The organism is Burkholderia sp. HI2500, assembly GCF_002223055.1.
Classification (GTDB): domain Bacteria; phylum Pseudomonadota; class Gammaproteobacteria; order Burkholderiales; family Burkholderiaceae; genus Burkholderia.
The window spans coordinates 788,188-808,387 of record NZ_NKFL01000006.1 but is presented as its reverse complement, the minus strand read 5'-3'; the positions used below and the strand labels follow the sequence as shown (position 1 = coordinate 808,387).

The window sequence follows — 20,200 nt, the reverse complement described above, 5'->3', positions numbered from 1 at the left end:
GCGATCGGGCGACCGCTGCCGGCTGAGGACACTATACCGCTTCGTCCCTCATGCATTCTTGATCGCGGCACGCATGAACGATACGAAGCGTGTGGTGACGGGATCGTCACGATCCGACAGCCATGCGAGCCCGACGCGCCACTTCGCATCCTTGCCGTCGAGCGGCAATACCGTCGCGTCGCGCAGCAGATATTGCGCACGCGACGGAATGAACGCGACGCCCGCGCCGGCCGCGACCGACGCGAGCACCGACTGCACGTCCTCGGCCTGCTGCGTCACGTGCGGCACGAAGCGGCGCTCGACGCACCACCGGTCGACCTGCGCGGCCAACCCTTGGCCGCGTGCGCGCTGCAACGCGATGAAGCCGATCTCGTTGAGCGTGCCGAGATCGGCCGGCACGCGCTTCAGGCCGAGATGCGGCGGTACCGCCAGCGCCAGCGCCTCGTCGATCACCTTGAACGACGACAAACCTTCGTCCGACGGCAGGCGCAGGAATCCCGCATCGAGCTTGCCCGCGCGCAACCGGCGCGTCTGCTCCGCGGACGACAGGTCGCTCAACGTCACGGCAATGCCGGGATTCCGGCTGCGAAATTCCGCGACGAGCTTCGGGACGAGCGTCAGCACCGACAGGCAGATGCCCAGCCGCAAATGACCGCGCTGCCCGCTCGACAGCTCACGCGCGCGCACGAGAATCTCGTCCGCATCGCGCACCAGCGCCTGCGCATCGGGCAGGAAGCGCTCGCCGAACGCGGTGAGTTCCGCGCCGTGCCGGCCGCGCTCGAACAGCTTGCCGCCGAGGCTCGCCTCGAGCGCGCCGATCTGCTTGCTCAGTGCCGGCTGGCTCATGTGCAGCGCATCGGCCGCGCGGCTGAAATGGCTCAGCTCAGTGACCGTCAGGAAGGTTCGCAGCAGTTTCAATTCCATTCTTAAAAGGAATCGTAACGATCGAAACATTCATTTTACCGATCGAATGCGATGGCGTTCAATACGGACATGCCCTTTCAGGAATCGACCGTCATGTCTGTAGATCTCGTCTGTGAATGTCCGCCCGACGACACGTCGTGCGCACGGGCCGCCCTCGATGAGCGCGCCGCAACGGCTGATCCGCGCGCGCCGAAACGTCGTGCCGAACGCGCTGACGGCCGCGGCCGCCGCTTTCGTTTCGGCGATGCGGTGGACGCGATGAGCGCGACGAACGACGCACCGCCGCGCCCCGTAACCGGCTCGATCGCGATCAGCTTCGCGGTGGTGTCGCGGCGCAACTGGCCGCGTTGAGCATCGGCGCTATCGACCCACGATCGCGCCACGTATCGCGTCATATATCGCGCGACCGCCAGCGCGCAGGCCACTGCGCCCTCCTCGAATCACCGATCAGCGTCGCCCAATTTCACCGAATCGCGCATCTTTTCCCGCCTTCAATCGTCATCGCCCAGCGATCGACCGTATAATTTTCCGCATCCCGCTGACCGCCCACGCATTTCACGCCGCCTCGCCACGCGTGACAAGGAGACTTTCGCTTGACCGGCCTCATCGCGCGCCTGCCTCTCGCCCGGACCACCCTGCTCGTCGCCCTGTCGATGCTGATGTTCGCCTTCTCGACGAACGCGTCGTCCGCACAACGTCACACGCCGCAGCGCGTCGCGCATGTGCAGCCGCATGCGAAAAAGGTCGTCAAGAAAGCCGTCAGGAAAAAGCCCGCGCAGCGTAAGCAGAAGGCCGTCAAGCACCGCCGCCCGCGCGTGAAGCACCAGGCAGTCAAGCGCCAGGCGGCACCGGCCCCGCAGCAGCGCCGCGCGAAACGTTCGAATGCGGTGCGCCCACGCCCGGCCGCCAAGCCGCGCCTGATGGCGAGCTGCGGCTATACCCCACGCGCAGTCAACTCGCTCCATTCACGCGCCGCCTACGTGCTAGACGTCGACTCTGGCACGCCGCTGCTGGCCCGCAACGCACGCACCGTGCGGCCGATCGCGTCGATCTCGAAGCTGATGACGGCCGTCGTCGCGCGCGACGCCGACCGTCCGCTGAACGGCGTGCTGCGCGTCACCGCGCACGACCGCGACACGATCAAGTTCACCGGGTCGCGCCTGCAGGTCGGCTCGGAACTGTCGCGCCGCGAGATGTTCCATATCGCGCTGATGTCGTCGGAAAACCGCGCGGCCGCCGCGCTGAGCCGCGACTATCCGGGCGGACGCGCCGCGTTCGTCAAGGCAATGAACCGCGAAGCGCGTCGGCTCGGCATGCATCATACGCACTTCCGTGAGCCCACCGGCCTGTCGCCGCACAACGTGTCGACGGCGGAGGATCTCGCGAAGCTCGTCGGCGCGGCCGCGCAGGATCCGCTGATCCGCTATTTCTCGACGGATACGTCGACCACCGTGCGCCCGGGCGACGGCGAGCTGCTGTATGTGAATTCCGACCCGCTCGTCCGCTACCGCCGCCTGCCGATCCGGCTGCAGAAGACCGGCTTCATCAACGAGTCGGGCCACGGCGTCGTGATGCGCATGCGGGTGAAGGGCCGCCGCGAAACGGTCGTGCTGCTCGGTGCGCCAACGCGCGCGGGCGTCTCGAGCGATGCCATCAAGATCCACCGCTGGCTGTCCTGCTCGATCCAGTAAGCGCGCACGGGCGGCCGGCGCGTTCACCGTCACGGAGCGACGCCATGCAGGACGAATACCGCTTCAACGCATTTGGCCGGCTACTCGCCGTCGTCCGCAAGAACGACCGCTGGATCGTGTTCGCTCTCGGCGCCGAGGGCAAGCGGCGCCCGGCAAACCTGCACATTCCGTCCGAGCTTGCCGCCGACGAACTGGCGCAATACCTCGGCGACCTGCTGCACGAAAGCGCGACCCCGCGATACAGCGAAGTCGTACCGGTCCCGCTCCCCGGCGCGTAACCACCCGCCCGGCTGCACCGCGATCCGGCGATCAATTCGACAGTTAAACTTGCAAGTTTAACTGTCGTGTCCTATGATCCGCCGCATGAACCCGCCACGCAAATCCGGCGTTTCCGCCGATATCGTCGCCGCCGATCTGACCCTCGCGGTCGGCCAGTTGATCCGCCGGCTCCGCTCCGAGATCGAATCCGGCGGGCTCGGCATGTCCCAAACGAGCGCGCTCGCGCGACTCGAACGGCACGGGCCGATGACGACCGCCGACCTCGCGCGCGCCGAAGCGATGAAGCCGCAGTCGATGAAGGCGACGCTTGCCAGCCTCGAGGAAGATGGTCTCGTCGAACGCGAACCGCATCCGACCGACGGCCGCCAGATCCTGTTCCGGCTGACCGCGGCCGGCCTCGACGCGCGGCTCAAGCGCAACGCCGCGAAGCACAAGTGGCTCGGCGCCGCGATCGCGCAACTCGATCCCGAAGACATCGCCACGCTCGCCGCCGCGATCCCGCTGATCCGCCGCATCGGCGAGCAATGAATCCGGCCGGCGCGCCCCACCGCATTCGCGCGCACGGCTTCCTTCGCCCATTCACGGAGTCCCATCATGAGCGCAACCCGTCTCGACACGAACACGGCCCTCGTCGTCATCGACCTGCAGAAAGGCATCGTCGCCCTGCCCACCGCGCACCCGGTCGAACCGGTGATCGCGCACACCCGTGAACTGCTCGACGCATTCCGCAGCCGCGGCCTGCCGGTCGTGCTCGTCAACGTCGCGGGCGGCGCACCGGGTCGCACCGAGCAACCGCCGCGCACGGCACAGCTCCCGGCTGACTGGGCCGAACTCGTGCCCGAACTGAACCGGCAACCGGGCGACCACCTCGTGACGAAAAAGACCTGGGGCGCCTTCACCGGCACCGACCTCGACGCGCACCTGAAGGCGGCCGGCGTCACGCAGATCGTGCTGACCGGCGTCGCGACGAGCATCGGCGTCGAATCGACTGCACGGCAGGCGCATGAACTCGGCTACAACGTCACGCTCGCCGTCGATGCGATGACCGACCTCAACGCGGATGCACATGTGAACAGCGTCGAGCGCCTGTTCCCGCGCCTCGGCGAGACGGGCACGACGCAGGACATCGTCGCGCTGCTCGACCGGCGCGGCGCGTGAGCGATCCACGCACTCGGCCGGCGCGGGACCACGCGGCCGGCCGGCTCGATCCGTCGATCTGGAAGGTCAGCGCGGTCGCGGTGCTGGGCTCGTTGCTGTCGCAACTCGACGCGACGATCGTCAACGTGTCGCTGTCGAGTCTCGCGACCGACCTGCACGCGAACCTTTCGACGATCCAGTGGGTGACGAGCGGCTACCTGCTCGCGCTCACGCTGGTGCTGCCGCTGAACGGCTGGCTCGTCGACCGGATCGGCGCGAAGGCGCTGTATTTGTGGTGCTTCTCGGCGTTCACGCTCACGTCGGCGCTGTGCGGGCTCGCGTGGTCCGCGCCGTCGCTGATCGCCTTCCGCGTGCTGCAAGGCGTGAGCGGCGGGCTGCTCGCGCCGATGGCGCAGATGATGATCGCGCGCGTCGCCGGCCAGCAGATGGCGCGCGTGATCGGCTACGCGGCCGTGCCGGTGCTGCTCGCGCCGATCCTCGGCCCGGTCGTCGCCGGCGCGATCCTGCAGCACACGTCGTGGCGCTGGCTGTTTCTCGTGAACCTGCCCGTCGGCGTGCTGGCGCTCGCGCTGGCCGTGCGGTTCCTGCCCGGCGACCGCGACGACACGCAGCCGCGCGAACTCGACTGGGTCGGCCTCGCGCTGCTGTCGCCGGCGCTCGTGCTGTTCCTGTACGGGATCGAGCGGATCAACGAAGCGCTCGGCATCGCGGCGATCGTCGCGGCCGCGCTGTTGCTCGCGGCGTTCCTGCGGGTCGAAACGCGCAAGGGCGACCACGCGCTGATCGATCTGGCGCTGTTTCGCCGCAAGGTATTCGGCGCGGCCGCGTCGACGCAATTCCTGTCGAACGGCGCGCTGTTCGCGGGCCAGATGCTGATTCCGGTGTTCCTGATCCAGGCCTGCGGCCGCACGCCCGGCGAAATGGGCTGGCTGCTCGCGCCGATGGGGCTCGGCATGCTGGTCACCTACCCGTCGATGGGCGCGCTCACGAGCCGGTTCGGCGTGCGCCGGCTGGCCGCCGCAGGCGCCCTGCTCGCGCTGTTCGCGACGCTGCCGTTGGTGTTTCTCGCGCTGAGCGGCTACGATCCGGTCCTGCTCGTGCCCGCGCTGTTCCTGCGCGGCATGGGCCAGAGCGCGATCGGCGCGCCGTCGATTTCCGCCGCGTATGCGTCGGTCGAGCGCCGCAACCTGCCGATGGCGACGACCTCGCTCAATATCGTGCAGCGTCTCGGTGGCCCGACGTTCACGACGATCTGCTCGCTGTTCCTCGCGTGGCGGCTGCAGGCCGAATCGGTGGCGAGCGGCGGCACGCAGGCGAACGCGTATGCGTGGGCGTTCGGCCTGCTTTGCGTGCTGCACGCGGCGAGCTTCGTCACGACGCTGCGACTGCCGTTGTGGTCGGCCGGTGCGGGCGGGAAACCTGCCGGCGCCGCGCGCGCCGGTTCGCGCTGACTGCGGGCGCTCCATCACGCTGCGCTGTGCCCCGCGCGCGGCGTCGCCATGGCAGCCACATCGGCACGATCGACGCCACCTGCGCAACGGCTTCGCGCGCGTGCGGGCGGCGGCCTAGCGCCCGCTCCCGCTACACGATGCCCGGTTCCTGCGGCGCCGGCGTCGTGCCGGCGGCCTCCAGTGCTTGGTGCAGTGTCGGGAAGATGCACGACGCGCCGACGATCTCCGTGATCCGGTGACGATCCATGTCCGCGCGCAAGTAGCGATTGACACGCCCGAACAGCACACCGATCCCGCGTGCCTGCAGCATCCTGACGAGGTCGGTCAGCGTCCGCGCGGCCGAGTAGTCGATATCGGTGATCGCGCCCGCATCGACGACGAACCAGCGCGTCGGCACCGGCGCCGCCTCGACGAGCTCGGTCACTTCGGCGGTGAACAGATGATCGTTCGCGAAGAACAGGTCGGAGCCGAACCGGTAGACGATCAGCCCCGGCGCCGTCATCGCGCCGCGCCGCGTGGGCACCGGCTGCCACCGCCCGTTGCCGTCGACCGGTTCGAGCACCATCGTGTGCGGCTGGTAGCTGTGGCGCACGTGCCGCATCAGCGACAGCGCGACGGCCAGCAGGATGCCGTGCTCGACGCCGACCGTCACGACGGCCAGTGCCGTCACCAGCGCGAGCGTGAACTCGCCGGGGCTTTCCTTGCGGATCGCGGCGAGACTGCGCACGTTGATCAGCCCGAGCGCGATCGTGAACACGATGCCGGCCAGCACCGCATGCGGCAGGTACTGCAGATAGGTGCTGAAGAACAGCAGGACCACCGCCACCACGGCCGCGAATGCGAGGTGCCCGATCTGGCTGCGCACGCCCGCGCCGTCGGCCATCGCCGTCTGCGTCGGGCTGCCGTTGACGACGAACGCGCCGCCCACCGCCGCCGCCGCATTCGCGGCCGCGAGGCCGAGGATGTCGGCGTTGGTGTCGACCTCCTCGTCATACTGCTGCGCGAACACGCGTGCGGCGGCCGCACTCTGCGCGATGATCATCACGAAGCACGAAGCCGCGACCGGCACGAGATCGAGGCACTGCTGCCACGTGACGGACGGCCAGCGCAACGGCGGCAGCCCGCCGGCGACCGGCCCGAGCACCGCGATGCCGTGCGCGGCGAACCCGAACGCGTAGCTTGCGGCGATGCTGCCCACGACCACGATCATCGGCATCGGCACGCGCGGCAGGAACCGTTTGCACGCGAGAATCGCGACGACGACGAGCGCCGCGAGCGCGAACGTCGGCCGGTTCGTGTGGACGAGATGCGTGACGACGTAGTCGAGCTGCGCCAGGCTGCGCGACGCCGGGTACGGCACGGCCAGCCCGAGCATGTCGCCGAGCATCGCGATCGACACCTGCACGCCGACGCCGGCGAGAAAGCCGACCAGCACCGTGCGCGACAGGAAATCGGCGAGAAAGCCGAGCTTGAAGAGGCGTGCAAGCAGCAGCATCGCGGCGGTCAGCAGCGCGACCATGCCGGCCAGCGCCACGTACTCGGCGCTGCCGGCCGGCGCCATCGACGACAGCCGGCTCGCGAAGATCGTCGCGGTCGCGGAATCGGCGGCCACCACCAGATGCCGCGACGCACCGAAGCACGCGAACGCGACGAGCGGCAGGAACACCGTGTAGAGGCCCGTGACGGCCGGCATGCCGGCGATGCGCGCATAGCCGAGCACCTGCGGGATGTCCATCGACGCGAGCGAAATACCCGCGAACACGTCGCGGATCGCCCCGCCACGGCGGATCGGGAGGATGCCTTTCAGCAGCCGCACGCCCGACGGGCGGCTTTCGTTGGAATCTTGCATGCGTGGAATGCGTGAATACGGGGTGGCGTGGTTCGCGAAGTCGTTCGTGCATCGTGCCCCGGGCAGGCGTCCCATGGCAAGTGCGCGAAGGTGGCACGTGTCGCTCACCGTCGGCGATGAGCCGCACGCGAAAGCGAGCGTCACACGCGCCGGCACGGGCGACGCCCGCATGATTGCATGGATCGCCGTTCACGCGCATCGAAGCGCGAAGGCCCGCTGGAGCGGGCTGCAGCCGATCCCCGGCCCGGTGCGCAACGCATCCGGCGACATGCGCGCGCGGCGGCTCGCGGTGATGCGCTTTCACCACCCGCCCTCACCCGATTACAGAGGAAACCTACGCAATGGTGAGGAGATTCGGGAGCCACGCACCATGCACTCGCAGTAACGCGCCCGGAACCCGATGGCACAATCACGGTCCCTTTCATGTGCCCTTCACCGGGCGCGCGCCGCGCCGCGGCGCCGATTCAACGCACGAGAAGGCCCCTGTTTGCCCCTATGACCCTGAACGAATCCTGGTTTGCGCCGCTCGTCGGCACCCTCATCCTGCTCGCCGCCGCCGGTGCGATCACCGCCGTCGTCCATTTCCTGCTGTTCCGCGTGGTCGCGCGGCTCGCCCGGCTGTCCGCCACGCGCGTCGACGACGCGCTGTTCGAGTTCGGCGCATTCAAGTGGCTGAACCGCATCGTCCCGTTCGTCGTGATCAAGTTCGGGCTCGGCGCGGTGCCCGGCATCCCCGAGACGGCCGCGGAGGTCGCCGACAAGGTGCTGTTCGCGCTGATCGTGTTCCTCGTGACGATGACCGTCAGCGCGACGCTGTCGGCGCTCGAACACACGCATCGCACGTACCAGCGCGATCAGCGCGGCCAGCCGCACCTGTCGCTGAAAGGCGCGATGCAGCTCGTCAAGCTCGTGATGTTCATCACGGCCGCGCTGGTCGTGATCGGCGACGCGACCGGCAAGCAGATCGGCCTGCTGCTGTCGGGCATCGGTGCGATGTCCGCGGTGCTGATGCTGATCTTCAAGGACACGCTGCTCGGCCTGGTCGCGGGCGTGCAGCTGTCGTCGAACGACATGCTGCGGATCGGCGACTGGATCACGATGCCGTCGGCCGGCGCGGACGGCACCGTGATCGACATCACGCTGAACACCGTCAAGGTCGCGAACTTCGATCACACGATCATCACCGTGCCCACCTGGAAGCTGATCACCGAGAGCTACCAGAACTGGCGCGGAATGACCGAAGCGGGCGGGCGCCGCATCAAGCGCGCGCTGTTCGTCGACGCGACGAGCGTGCGTTTTCTCTCCCACGACGAGATCGAACGGCTCGAACGCCTGACGCTGCTGAAGGACTATCTCGAGGACAAGGTCGACGCGATCGAGCAATGGAACGGCACGCTCGGCGCGGCCGGCGACTGCCCGGCGAACCGCCGCCAGCTGACGAACCTCGGCACGTTCCGCGCGTATGTCGCGAACTACCTGAAGGGCCATCCGCGCATCCGCCGCGACATGACCTGCATGGCGCGGCAACTGCCGCTCACGGCCGAAGGCATTCCGCTCGAACTGTACTGCTTCACCGACACGACGACGTGGGTCGACTACGAGGCCATCCAGTCCGACCTGTTCGATCACCTGATCGCGGTGCTGCCGGAGTTCGGGCTGCGCGTGTACCAGCACCCGTCGGGCTTCGACATGCGGCAGATGGTCGGCGCCGCGCAAGCCGGGCTGCAGGCGCCGCACGCGGGGTGATGCACGCGGTGGCGGCCGAGCGTCGGCCGCCGCTTGCCGCGCGGCCCCCGCACTCAGCGCGCCGCGCACTCCGACGCGAGCCGCCCGAGTACCTTCAACGCATCCTCGATCTGTCGCGACCACGGATAGCTGTAGTTGAGCCGGATGAAATGCCGGTAATCGGTGCTCGCCGAGAACATGTGTCCGGGGCCGACCGTGATTCCTTGAGCGAGCGCGGCCGCATACAGCTTCATCGCATCGACCTGCCGCGGCAGCTCGACCCACAGCACGTACCCGCCCTGCGGCTGCGACAGCCGCGTGCCTTCCGGAAAGAAACGCCGCACCATCGCGCTCATCAGGCTCGCCTGCTGCGCGTACTGCTTGCGCATGCGCCGCAGGTGGAAATCGTAGCCGTCGTATTTCAGGTACTCGGCAATCGCGAGCTGCTCGATCGCGGGCGTGGCCAGCGTGTTCAGGAATTTCAGCTTCTCGACCTGATCGCGGTAGCGGCCCGGCATCGCCCAGCCGATCCGGTAGCGCGGCGACAGGCTCTTCGTGAACGACGCGCAATGCAGCACGAGCCCGTCGCGGTCGAACGACTTCAGCGCGCTCGGCGTCGTGTCGCCGAAGTGCAGCTCGTGATAGACGTCGCTCTCGATCGCCGGCACGCCGTGCTTCGCCAGCAGTTCGACGAGCGCGCGCTTGCGCGAGTCGGGCATCTGGAAACCGAGCGGATTCTGGAAGTTCGGCATCACCATGCACGCGGCGATGCGCTCGCGTTCGAGGACCCGTTCGAGCGCGTCGAGATCGATGCCGTCGACCGGGTGCGTCGCGACTTCCAGTGCGCGCATGCCCATCCGCTCGATCGCGTGCAGCATCGCGTAGAAGGTCGGCGACTCCACGGCGATCGTGTCGCCCGGCTTCGCGACGGCCTGCAGGCACAGGTTGATCGCCTCGGTCGCACCGATCGTCACCACGATCTCGCCGGGTTCGACCACGATCCCGCGCTCCGCGTAGCGCCGCACGATCTGGCGGATCAGCTCCTGGTTGCCGGGCGGCAGATCGTCGATCACGCCCCAGCGCGTGCGGCGGCGGCCGATCGTCTGCGCATAGCGCGCAAGACGCTGCACCGGAAACTGCGATGCATCGGGATACGGCGAACCGAGCGGCACCGCGTCGTCGCGCGAGATCGAGCGCAGCGTCGACAGCACGAGCCGGCTCACGTCCACGGCCGACGGCTCGGCGGCCGGCGCCGACATGTGCAGCTCGGCCTCGGCCGGCGCCGACGCGCGCGCACGGACGAAGTAGCCCGATTGCGGCCGGCTCTCGATCAGGCCGCGGCTTTCCAGCACGAGGTACGCGCGCAGCACGGTCGTGACGCTGAGCTGCTGCTGCCGGCTCGCCTGCCGCACCGACGGAATCCGCTCGCCGGGCCGGTACACGCCGCGCTCGATCTGCGCCTGGAGATCGTCGGCCAGTTGTTCGTAACGCTTCACGCGCCTCCCTTTCAACTTCCCTTCAACAATACAGTTGCGATCCGCACTGCCTGAATGGCCGCAACTGTACTCTTTTTTGGAATGAACAGGTGTACACACAGCCGGACGGGGGCCGCGCGTACTCTGCATCCATCGACCCCGACACCCGCTGCATCATGAAAAAGAAATCCGCCACCGCGCGCATCGAACCGTACACCCACCCGGCCGCCGGCTGGGGCGCGCTGAAAGCCGTCACGATCAACCTGATCAAGGAAAAGGTCGCGGGCGGCAACTACCGGACGCTGCTGCGCCAGAACCAGCCGGACGGCTTCGACTGCCCGGGCTGCGCGTGGCCCGATCGCCAGCACGCGTCGACGTTCGAATTCTGCGAAAACGGCGTGAAGGCCGTGGCCGCGGAAGCGACGAGCAAGCGCGTGACGCCCGAATTCTTCGCCGCGCACACGGTCACCGAGCTGCTCGAACAGTCGGATTTCGAACTCGAGCAGCACGGCCGGCTCACCGACCCGATGGTGTACGACGCGCAGACCGACCGCTACGTGCCGATCGCATGGGACGACGCGTTCGCGCTGATCGCGCGCCACCTGCGGGCGCTGCCCGACCCGAACCAGGCCGCGTTCTACACGTCCGGCCGCGCGAGCAACGAAGCGGCGTTCCTGTACCAGCTGCTCGTGCGGCTGTACGGCACGAACAACTTCCCCGACTGCTCGAACATGTGCCACGAGGCGACGAGCCGCGGGCTGCCGGCATCGGTCGGCGTCGGCAAGGGCACCGTCACGCTCGACGATTTCGAACATGCGGACACGCTGCTGATCTTCGGCCAGAACCCGGCCACCAACCACCCGCGGATGATGGGCGAGCTGCGCGAGTGCGCGAAGCGCGGCGCGACGATCGTGTCGATCAACCCGCTGAAGGAGCGCGGCCTCGAACGCTTCGCCGATCCGCAAAGCCCGATCGAGATGCTGACGATGTCGGGCACGAAGATCGCATCGACGTTCATCCAGCCGACGATCGGCGGCGATTTCGCGCTGATCAAGGGGATGGCGAAGCGCGTGCTCGAACTCGACGACGCCGCGCGCGCCGCCGGTGCGCCGCGCGTGCTCGACACCGCGTTCATCGGCGAGCACACGGCCGGCTTCGACGCATTCGCCGACGACCTGCGCAACGAAAGCTGGTCGGCGCTGACGGCCGAAAGCGGCGTGCCGTACGAGCAGATCGACAGCCTCGCGCAGCTCTATGCACGCAGCGAGCGCGTGATCGCGACGTGGGGCATGGGCATCACGCAGCACAAGCATTCGGTCGCGACCGTGCAGATGCTGACCAACCTGATGCTGATGCGCGGCAACATCGGCCGCCCCGGCGCGGGCCTGTGCCCGGTGCGCGGCCACTCGAACGTGCAGGGCAACCGCACGGTCGGCATCGAGGAAAAGCCGTCGCAGGCATTCCTCGACCGGCTCGGCCACGTGTTCGACTTCGAACCGCCGCGCCACCACGGCTACGACGTCGTCGAGACGATCGAAGGGATGCTCGAGGGCCACGTGAAGGTGCTGATCGGCCTCGGCGGCAACTTCGCGATGGCGACGCCCGACACGCCGCGCACGTGGGAAGGCATGCGCCGCTGCGACCTCTCCGTGCACATCACGACGAAGCTGAACCGCAGCCACCTGATCCACGGCCGCGACGCGCTGATCCTGCCGACGCTCGGCCGCACCGAAATCGACCTGCAGGACAACGTCGCGCAAGGCGTGACGGTCGAGGATTCGATGAGCATGGTCCACGTGTCGTACGGGATGAACAAGCCGGCGTCGCCGAACCTGATGTCGGAGCCCGCGATCGTCGCGCACATGGGTCATGCGCTGTTCGGCAGCGGCAAGATCGACTGGCTTGCCTACAAGGACGACTACGCGAAGATCCGCGACGCGATCGAGGCGACGCTCGACGGCTTCTACGACTACAACACGCGCATCGCGCGACCGGGCGGCTTCCACCTGCGCGTCGCGTCGCGCGACCGTGAATGGCTCACGCCGACGGGCAAGGCGAACTTCATCGCGCACGCGCTGCCGGCCGACACGCCGATCCAGCGTGCCCGCGCGCTGCACGGCGAGCGCCTGATGACGCTGATGACGACGCGCTCGCACGACCAGTACAACACGACCGTCTACGGGCTCGACGACCGCTATCGCGGCGTGTTCGGCCAGCGCCGCGTGGTGTTCGCCAACCGTGACGACCTCGCGATGCTCGGGCTGAAGGCCGGCGACTGGGTCGACATGGAAACCGTGTGGCACGACGGCATCGAGCGGCGCGCGGACGGCTTCCTGCTCGTCGAGTACGACATCCCGCGCGGCTGCATCGGCGCGTACTACCCGGAAACGAACCCGCTCGTGCCGCTCGACAGCGTCGGCGACGTGTGCAACACACCGACGTCGAAGTCGATTCCCGTGCTGCTGCATCGCGCGGCCGCGCCGGCCTCGATTGCCGCCTGACGGAGCGCCGCGATGATCGTTCGTCCGCGCGAGCACTGGCTGCGGATGCTGCTCGTCTGGAACGGCTCGGTGCTGCCGACCATCCTGCCGCAGCTCGTGCTGACGCTCGCGATCAGCCTCGTCGCGGTCTGGGGCGGCGGCCGCGTGCTCGGCGAGAAGGTGCCGCTGAACCCGACGCCGTTCACGCTGATCGGCCTCACGCTCGCGATCTTCGCGGGGTTCCGCAACAACGCGAGCTACGAACGCTACCGCGAGGGCCGGCAACTGTGGGGCGGCGTGCTGACCGCCACGCGCACGCTGGTGTCGCAGGCGCTCTGCTATGGCGCGATCGACCGTGACGACGCATCGCGGCGCGCGTTCGTGCGGACGGTCGTCGCGTTCGTCTATGCGCTCAAGCATCAACTGCGCGGCACCGATCCGGCCGCGGACCTGCTCGGGCTGCTCGACGGCGCCGCTTACGCGCGCGTTGCCGCTGCGCGGTTCCGCCCGGTCGTCATCGTGCACGCACTGCGCGAAGCGTTCACCGCACGCGCCGATGCGGGCCAGCTCTCCGACACGCGACTGTGGATGCTCGACGCGCGCCTCGACGATCTCGTCGCGATGGTGAGCGGCTGCGAACGGATTGCGTCGACGCCGATCCCGTTTTCATACGACGTGCTGCTGCACCGGACCATCTATGCGTACTGCGTGCTGCTGCCGTTCGGTCTCGTCGATTCGATCGGCGCGGCGACGCCGTTCGTCAGCGTGTTCGTCGCCTATACGCTGATCGCCCTCGACGCGATCGCACATGCGATCGCCGAGCCGTTCGGCGACGGGCCGAACCATCTCGCACTCGATGCAATGACGCGGCAGATCGAGCGCACGCTGCTCGAGCTGAACCGCGAGCCGCTGCCGGCGGAAGTGAGGCCGGGCAAGGCCTGGCGGCTCAGTTGATCCGGCCGACTCGGCCCGGTAGCGACGCGCTGCCCGGCGTTGACGTCCCCTGCATTCTCGGTACGAGTCCTGCCGTGGATTGGGCCGCACCGTCGACGACCGCGCCATTGCGTCGCGCCCCTTACCCTCCGAGGAATTGCGCTGCACTTACCACGGACGCGGCGAGGACGATTGGCGCATTCCGATCGCTGGCGATTTGCACCGTCATCTGGTTCTCGCTGTTGAAGTGAATATGGGTGGAAATCCCGGAGCCGCTCAAGTAGAACGGCCACATACCCTTCGCCTGACTGGCTTGGATCGATTGCTGGTCGGCTTTGCTAAACAACGCACTCGATGTGTACTCGGCATTCAGACCCGATACGACAAGCAAGCTTGCAACAAAGCGCTGCATGTTGCCGTGCGGGCCAAACGTCGATTGCCAATTGATCGCCGATCCCGGATTCCACGGGTCGCCGCTCTTCGTCGCGTGCGCAAGTGACAGCGCTGAAGAAACGTACCAGTTGGACGGCGTTGCCGACAACGGAAGCACGTGCTTGAATTCGAACTGACCGGACACGTCGCCGGCGGCGAATTGCGCACTCGGTCCCGAGATGGAATCGCTGCCGCCCCACAGGCCCCAGAATTCTGTATTCGGCTCGGCGTTGCTGCCGAACGGAAACGTGACGCTAGGGGCTACCGCAAGCTGCTTCACCAGGCCGGCATAGTCGACATTCCAGGCGGGGGGCTGCCGCCCCCACACATCGAGGCGATGCTTTGCTGCCGCGATCGGATCGAGCAGAGCGGATCCAGGTATCAATGAGTCGATCAACGCGGAATATGCCGCAAAAAACGTGTCGCCACCGCTTGGCGCAAAGACCGGCAAGTCGGCCGGAATGGTGTTGAAGCAGGACCACAGTGACTCGTTATCCCCGGAGCGGAGCAATGCGGCCGGCTGTAGCACTTGCCCGCCCGACCGAGAAAACCCGAGCGCCGCAAACTCCGCGGTGATAAAGCGGTCTTGCAGTTCGACGAATGAAGCCATGGGATTGACCTTTCTTCGGTTGTGCAAGTCGGCGGGATCCAGGGGATCCCGCCCGAAATGAGCACGGCGCAGCGACCTCCTGCTGCAAATGGCCGGAATGCCGGCTCAGGTATCACTGCCCGACGTCAGCTGTAGAACTTCTCGGTAAGGATCTTCGACGCCAGCGACTCATGGCCGAGATAGTGGCTTGCGGAAAGAACGATGCAGCCGATGACAACGGGTACGTTCTTCTGAGAGGTGATCGTGACGGTCATGTTTCCCGCGGCATTGAACGCCGTCGACGTGTTGGAACCGCCCGAGCTACTGGAGCAATAGAATGGCCACAAACCGGCGGACGAGTTATTTCTGATCTGCTCCTGCTCGCTCTCGCTATAGGACGCGTTAGACGTAACCTTGATGTTCATCTCGTTGACAATCACGAGAGTCGATGCGAACCGTTGCATGTTGCCCGACGCGCCGAATGTCGTTTCCCAATTGGGCTTGACACCGGGCTTCCACGGCGCACTGCCCGGGTTGTTGAATGCGAGGCCGAACGCGCCCGAGCTGTACCACGTGCCCGGGGTCACGTTGAACGGCAGCACGTTGCGGAAGCTCGCGTCCACCGATACACCGCCGGAGGCGAACTTCTGGCTCAACGTGGACGTATAGCTGCTGCCGCCCCATAGCCCGAAGAAACCGCTGTTCGAACCTTGGGTCCACGTGCTGGACACATCGGTTTGCCAGCTGTTGGTACCGACATTGAAGGAGCGATACGGCGCCTTCTTGAGCAAGGCAAGCATCTTCGAGTAGCCGGGCACGAAGTCAACCGACTCGTCACCGGCCGGGAGGTAGGGTTCGACGTTCAACTGCGCAGCAAAGATCGGATCAAGCTCCGCAGCCGCCAAGGCAGACGCGCCCGACACTGCAACGGCAGAACACGCTCCGTTGTATAGCGCCCAATTGCGAAACTTCTTGGGATTCGTCAGGCTCTTGTCCTGCTTCAGCGCAGCCTGATAGCTATCCCAACATGCCGGGCCGAGCGTCGATTGGAAGTTGTTCGGTGCTGACTGCAATGCAGACATCACTGCCTGGTAATTGGCAAGAAACTGATTGCCGCCCGAGATCTGCGTGTTCCCCGTCAGAGACGCGACGGGAAGATTGTTGAAATAGGCCCAGAGCAAGTCATCCGCGCCCTCTCCATCCAGAAGCGGAGGCGACGGTTGAATCACCTGAAACGGGTCCTGGTTGGAGTACCCCAGACCCTGGGCGAGTGCGTTGTAGAAGCCAGCTTGAAGATCAACGAAGTTTTTTGGATCCGCCATGACATTCACCTTTGTGTTATTTTAATGCACGATTTAAATGCCCCGATTATTTTGCAAGCAAACCTATCAATCCACTGCACCTTCCCGCATTACTGCGGCCACCACATTGCCACGCCATAGTCGAGCGCCTCGTTTTTCGCGTTGACCCGGCGTTTTTCACGACTTCGCCTCGCTTTTCCCGGAATCTCCTATGCACACACTTAATAATCAAACCAGCCGCATGAATAAAACATAGATAAAAAACATAAACTTTAAAGCTGTCATTTATATCAGCCCAATTCGATTCATCAATCGTCAATATTATTCAATAATCCAAGAATCAATATAAATAGGTTCGCATTAAATTAAAAATATCCCCTTTCCGCTCCATTACGACAACAGAGTTGAGTGCTTGTCGCGTGGACAGCAGGAGTTGTTGCCTGCGTTGCGCTGGTCCCTCGATCGCTGCTCAACAAAAAAATTGGATTCGACCATGGACGTTATTCCGAAAATAGAATTGCGCACGGGAGTGAGCGGACTCCTCGCCAAATATGTGAACGCACTGCAAGAGTGCTCAAATTTTTCGAATACCGGTGGGAAGTAACCATTGGAACAGACGCTGATAAATTCAAGCGCTCAGGTCTGGATTCCGTCAGTCGCCCCGGGGAAAAAGGTGAGCAACGACACCACGGAACTGGATACCGCTGACGAATGATTCCCCGGCGAGGCAAAGCGGAAAACTGAAGCCTCAGGGTGCGCCTGCCTCATTCAACGTCGATGGACAGGTGTTTTTCGAAGGAGAGACTGCACCACTCCTTCCGATTTCAGACGAACGCTACCGCGCGCAGGAAGCCATCGTGCGCGGCCGCCGTCTCCGCGATCGTTCTCAGCAGCACCGCACCGCGCAGCAGTGCGCGGCCGTCGTCGCTGTCGACTTCGGTCACGCGCCGCAGCAGCATGCGGGCAGCCGCGTTGCTGGTCCGCGCCAGCCGCGCGAAATCCGCGCGCCCGACCCGCCCCCGCACAACCGCGACCGCCCGGCGCGCCGCCGGCTCGCGCGCGGCCAGTTCGGCGAGCGACAACAGGCTGTCGCCGATCGTCCAGGCCGCGAGCAGATCGCGCAGGTCGCGCTCGATGAGCGTGGGTGACAGACGGCCCGCGAAACCGAGTTCGCGCCCGAGACGGTCGGCCGTGCGGCTCAGCCACGCACTCGCCCGCCATGCCCGTGGATTGCGTGCGATGCGAACCAGATCGTCGCGCACCGCGCGATGCAGGCGCCGCCGGCTCGTGCCGGGATCGCCGGGAAACACGAGCGCGAACACCAGCGCCCCGAACGCGATGCCGAGCAGCGTGGCGAGCGCCGAATTGAGAAACGCGGCATCGCCGATGCGCGCCGTATTGTCCGGCGACGTGAAATTCCAGAAGAAGATCGAGAAGCCGCTGCCGATGCCGGCCGTGCGCGGATTGCGCATCGCGATGCCCGTGCCGATCATGAACACGCCGAGGATGTACGCGAGCATCTCGAAGCCCGACACCGCCGGCAGCAGCACGAAATTGCAGAGCGCGCCCGCGACCGCCGCGCAGGCCGCCCCTTTCAGGAAGCCGACGGTGGCGCCGACCGAGTTCGAGCGCGTCGAGAACAGCGCGCAGACCACGCCCGTGATCGCGACGAACCCGGCGCCCGACGGCCACGCGGTGACGATCCAGAGCGCCGATGCGACCAGCACGGCGACGAACGCGCGAATGCCGTTGTGCCACGCGAGCACCGGATCGTGGTGGAACGCATAGCGCACGCGCGACGCCGGCGGATTCGGCCGGTCCAGCTGCGCCTTGCCCGCAAAGGCGGCGTCGAACCCGGCAAGCAGCGCCGCCAGCCGGTCGAGCGTGAGCAGGCGCGACGGATCGGAGCCGGCCGGCTCCGCGGCCTCGGCGCGCACCGCGTCGTCCACGCGCGCACGCAATGCGGTCAGCGCAGGCCCCGCTTCGCCCGACGCCGCCACGCCATCGAGCACCTGCGCGGCATCGGCGACCAGCGGCTCCGGCGTGCCGTCGCTGCGCGCCGCGTGCTCGTGCAGCGCCTGCCCCGCGGCCTGCGCGGACAGCACACCCAGCACCGCCGCGCGCAGATGGCCGATCGCGTTGCGCACCGGCGGATCGCCGGCGGCCGCATATTCGGCCGCCGTGTCGAGTTCGAGTGCGTCCGCGAACAGCCGGTGCACGGCGGCGCCGTTCGGCTCGCGGCGCAGCGCGCCCGCACCGACGGCCACCGCGCGGTCGAGATAGCGCGCGAGCCGCGTGCGGACGTCGGCCAGCGGCGAACCGGGCGCGAACACCGTCTCGAACGCCGCGCCGCAGAGAATGCCGACCACCACGTACAGGAAGCGCGCGGTCGCGATGTCGAATGCGTGCAGCGGCGCGGAGACGGCGTCCATCGCGATGATCGCCGCCGTATAGCCGGCGAGCACCGCCGCATACGCGCGGAAATTGCGCAGGAAGGTCGCGACGCCCGCGCACAGGCCGATCCACGCGGCGAGCGCCGGCAGGAACAGCTCGGGCGTCTGCGCGAAGGCGCCGGTCAGCACCAGTGCGACGGCCGCGCCGATCGCGGTGCCGAGAATCCGGTACTGGCTCTTCGACAAACCCATCCCGCGGCTGCCCTGCGCGACGATCCACACCGTCGACGCGGCCCATTTCGGGTCGTCGAGATTCATCCGGAATGCGATGTAGAGCGCGAGGAGCGACGCGGCCGTGTTGCGCAACGCGAAGCCGAGGGCGCCGGGCGGCAGCGTCGGCCGGGCGTCGCGCAGCGCGGTGCGCACGGCCGCGAGCGGCGGTAGAGAGGGCAAGGCGAATTTCATGCGGCGAGCATACGGGGGCGCGCCGCCGCCACTAAGAGGCGCGGACAGGATGCGTTATTGCACCGGGCAGGATAATCGCCGCCGCACGAAGCAATTCGGCCGGCACAGGTAAGATGCGCGCAGGTCGAACACTGAAGCACCTCGTATGGACTTCGAAAGCATCCGGATATTCCTGCGCGTGGTCGAGCGCGGCAACTTCACCGCCGCCGCCACGCACCTCGACATGCCGCTCAGCCGCGTAAGCCGCAAGGTCAAGCAGCTCGAGGACGATCTCGGCGTCCAGCTGCTGTACCGCACCACGCGCCGTGTGTCCGTCACCGAAGCCGGACGCGACTACTACGAGCGTTGCCTGCGCGCCGAGGACATCCTGCTCGACGCCGACCGCCAGGCCCGCGCGCTGCGCACGGCGCCGGAGGGCATGCTGCGCGTGCTGGTGCCCTATTCGATCGGCCTGTTCGAGCTGGAGCCGGCGCTCGCCGAGTTTCGGCGGCGCTACCCGCTGGTCCAGCTCGTGCTGATCTACGACAACAACCCGCTCGATCTGGTCGAGCATGGCTTCGACGTGGCGCTGCGCGCGGGCGTGCTGACGGACTCCAGCTACATCGCGCGCTCGCTCGGCTGGTCGCAGGCGAAGCTCGCCGCGAGCCCCGCGTATCTGGACCGCGTCGGCCGGCCCGCCACGCCGCAGGATCTCGCGCAGCACGACCTGCTGCTCGTCGGCCGCGACGCGCCCGGCCTGACGCTGCGGCTCACCAATGCGGCCGGCGAAGTGGCCGACGTGCCGGTGCGGCCGGTGCTGATCACCAACGAATCGGTGACGGTGCTGCGCCAGGCCGCGAGCGGCGGCGGCATCGCGCTGGTCTCGACGCACTACACGGCCCGCCGGCTCGAGCGGAACGAGCTCGAAATCGTGCTGCCCGACTGGCACCGGACCGACGACGTCGAGCTGCACGTGCTGTATCCGCGGCGCGCGACGCTCGACAGCAAGGTGCGCGCATTCGTCGAATTCCTCGCGGAAGTGTTCGACGATTGGCGCACCGCCCCGTAACCGGCAC

General features: G+C 67.0%; 17 protein-coding genes. 11 read left to right on the top strand and 6 right to left on the bottom strand.

Going from position 1 to position 20,200, the window contains the following annotated elements; all coding sequences use genetic code 11:
* Nucleotides 1-48: 48 nt before the first annotated feature.
* Nucleotides 49-924: a LysR family transcriptional regulator gene (locus CFB45_RS21400; protein WP_089427260.1), complete on the bottom strand. Its 876-nt coding sequence runs from the start codon at nucleotides 922-924 to the stop codon at nucleotides 49-51.
* A 51-nt stretch (nucleotides 925-975) separates the two neighbouring features.
* Between CFB45_RS21400 and CFB45_RS21395 the strand changes: the two genes are divergently transcribed.
* The 6 genes from CFB45_RS21395 (at nucleotide 976) to CFB45_RS21370 (ending at nucleotide 5,503) form a co-directional block, all read left to right on the top strand.
* Nucleotides 976-1,275, top strand: a complete 300-nt coding sequence (locus tag CFB45_RS21395; protein ID WP_089427259.1) for a hypothetical protein — start codon at nucleotides 976-978, stop codon at nucleotides 1,273-1,275.
* Between the two features lie 242 nt (nucleotides 1,276-1,517).
* Nucleotides 1,518-2,615 (top strand): serine hydrolase, encoded by a 1,098-nt coding sequence (locus CFB45_RS21390; RefSeq protein ID WP_089427258.1) that lies wholly within the window; start codon nucleotides 1,518-1,520, stop codon nucleotides 2,613-2,615.
* A gap of 44 nt (nucleotides 2,616-2,659) precedes the next feature.
* Nucleotides 2,660-2,893: a DUF7661 family protein gene (locus CFB45_RS21385; protein ID WP_089427257.1), complete on the top strand. Its 234-nt coding sequence runs from the start codon at nucleotides 2,660-2,662 to the stop codon at nucleotides 2,891-2,893.
* 73 nt (nucleotides 2,894-2,966) lie between these two features.
* Nucleotides 2,967-3,422, top strand: a complete 456-nt coding sequence (locus CFB45_RS21380; RefSeq protein WP_089427256.1) for a MarR family winged helix-turn-helix transcriptional regulator — start codon at nucleotides 2,967-2,969, stop codon at nucleotides 3,420-3,422.
* Between the two features lie 66 nt (nucleotides 3,423-3,488).
* A complete protein-coding gene (locus tag CFB45_RS21375) occupies nucleotides 3,489-4,052 on the top strand; it encodes an isochorismatase family protein (RefSeq protein WP_089427255.1) in 564 nt (187 codons plus the stop codon).
* Nucleotides 4,049-5,503: a DHA2 family efflux MFS transporter permease subunit gene (locus CFB45_RS21370; RefSeq protein ID WP_089427254.1), complete on the top strand. Its 1,455-nt coding sequence runs from the start codon at nucleotides 4,049-4,051 to the stop codon at nucleotides 5,501-5,503. Before CFB45_RS21375 ends, CFB45_RS21370 begins: the two co-directional genes overlap by 4 nt.
* A gap of 130 nt (nucleotides 5,504-5,633) precedes the next feature.
* Here CFB45_RS21370 and CFB45_RS21365 read toward each other — a convergent pair whose 3' ends face one another.
* Complete coding sequence (locus CFB45_RS21365) at nucleotides 5,634-7,352, bottom strand: SulP family inorganic anion transporter (RefSeq protein WP_089427253.1); 1,719 nt, start codon at nucleotides 7,350-7,352, stop codon at nucleotides 5,634-5,636.
* A gap of 97 nt (nucleotides 7,353-7,449) precedes the next feature.
* Here CFB45_RS21365 and CFB45_RS21360 point away from each other — a divergent pair, with 97 nt between their 5' ends.
* Together CFB45_RS21360 and CFB45_RS21355 are read left to right on the top strand one after the other, a co-directional pair.
* Nucleotides 7,450-7,737: a hypothetical protein gene (locus CFB45_RS21360; protein WP_144025217.1), complete on the top strand. Its 288-nt coding sequence runs from the start codon at nucleotides 7,450-7,452 to the stop codon at nucleotides 7,735-7,737.
* 110 nt (nucleotides 7,738-7,847) lie between these two features.
* The gene (locus CFB45_RS21355; RefSeq protein WP_089427251.1) at nucleotides 7,848-9,098 is read left to right on the top strand and encodes a mechanosensitive ion channel family protein; all 1,251 of its coding nucleotides are present in this window, start codon (nucleotides 7,848-7,850) and stop codon (nucleotides 9,096-9,098) included.
* A gap of 53 nt (nucleotides 9,099-9,151) precedes the next feature.
* On the opposite strand, the gene CFB45_RS21350 is transcribed toward CFB45_RS21355, so the two are convergent.
* Nucleotides 9,152-10,573, bottom strand: coding sequence for an aminotransferase-like domain-containing protein (locus CFB45_RS21350; RefSeq protein ID WP_089427250.1), 1,422 nt, complete (start codon nucleotides 10,571-10,573; stop codon nucleotides 9,152-9,154).
* Between the two features lie 155 nt (nucleotides 10,574-10,728).
* Here CFB45_RS21350 and CFB45_RS21340 point away from each other — a divergent pair, with 155 nt between their 5' ends.
* Together CFB45_RS21340 and CFB45_RS21335 are read left to right on the top strand one after the other, a co-directional pair.
* A complete protein-coding gene (locus tag CFB45_RS21340; protein ID WP_089427248.1) occupies nucleotides 10,729-13,053 on the top strand; it encodes an FdhF/YdeP family oxidoreductase in 2,325 nt (774 codons plus the stop codon).
* A gap of 12 nt (nucleotides 13,054-13,065) precedes the next feature.
* Complete coding sequence (locus tag CFB45_RS21335) at nucleotides 13,066-13,986, top strand: bestrophin family protein (protein WP_089427247.1); 921 nt, start codon at nucleotides 13,066-13,068, stop codon at nucleotides 13,984-13,986.
* Between the two features lie 121 nt (nucleotides 13,987-14,107).
* On the opposite strand, the gene CFB45_RS21330 is transcribed toward CFB45_RS21335, so the two are convergent.
* The 3 genes from CFB45_RS21330 to CFB45_RS21320 form a co-directional block, all read right to left on the bottom strand.
* Nucleotides 14,108-15,007: a hypothetical protein gene (locus tag CFB45_RS21330; RefSeq protein WP_089427246.1), complete on the bottom strand. Its 900-nt coding sequence runs from the start codon at nucleotides 15,005-15,007 to the stop codon at nucleotides 14,108-14,110.
* Nucleotides 15,008-15,132: 125 nt separating this feature from the next.
* Entirely contained in the window at nucleotides 15,133-16,308 is a 1,176-nt protein-coding gene (locus CFB45_RS21325) for a hypothetical protein (RefSeq protein WP_089427245.1), read from the bottom strand.
* 803 nt (nucleotides 16,309-17,111) lie between these two features.
* On the bottom strand, nucleotides 17,112-19,145 hold the full coding sequence (locus CFB45_RS21320) for an FUSC family protein (RefSeq protein ID WP_089427244.1): 2,034 nt from the start codon (nucleotides 19,143-19,145) through the stop codon (nucleotides 17,112-17,114).
* Nucleotides 19,146-19,290: 145 nt separating this feature from the next.
* Here CFB45_RS21320 and CFB45_RS21315 point away from each other — a divergent pair, with 145 nt between their 5' ends.
* A complete protein-coding gene (locus tag CFB45_RS21315; protein ID WP_089427243.1) occupies nucleotides 19,291-20,193 on the top strand; it encodes a LysR family transcriptional regulator in 903 nt (300 codons plus the stop codon).
* Nucleotides 20,194-20,200 lie beyond the last annotated feature (7 nt).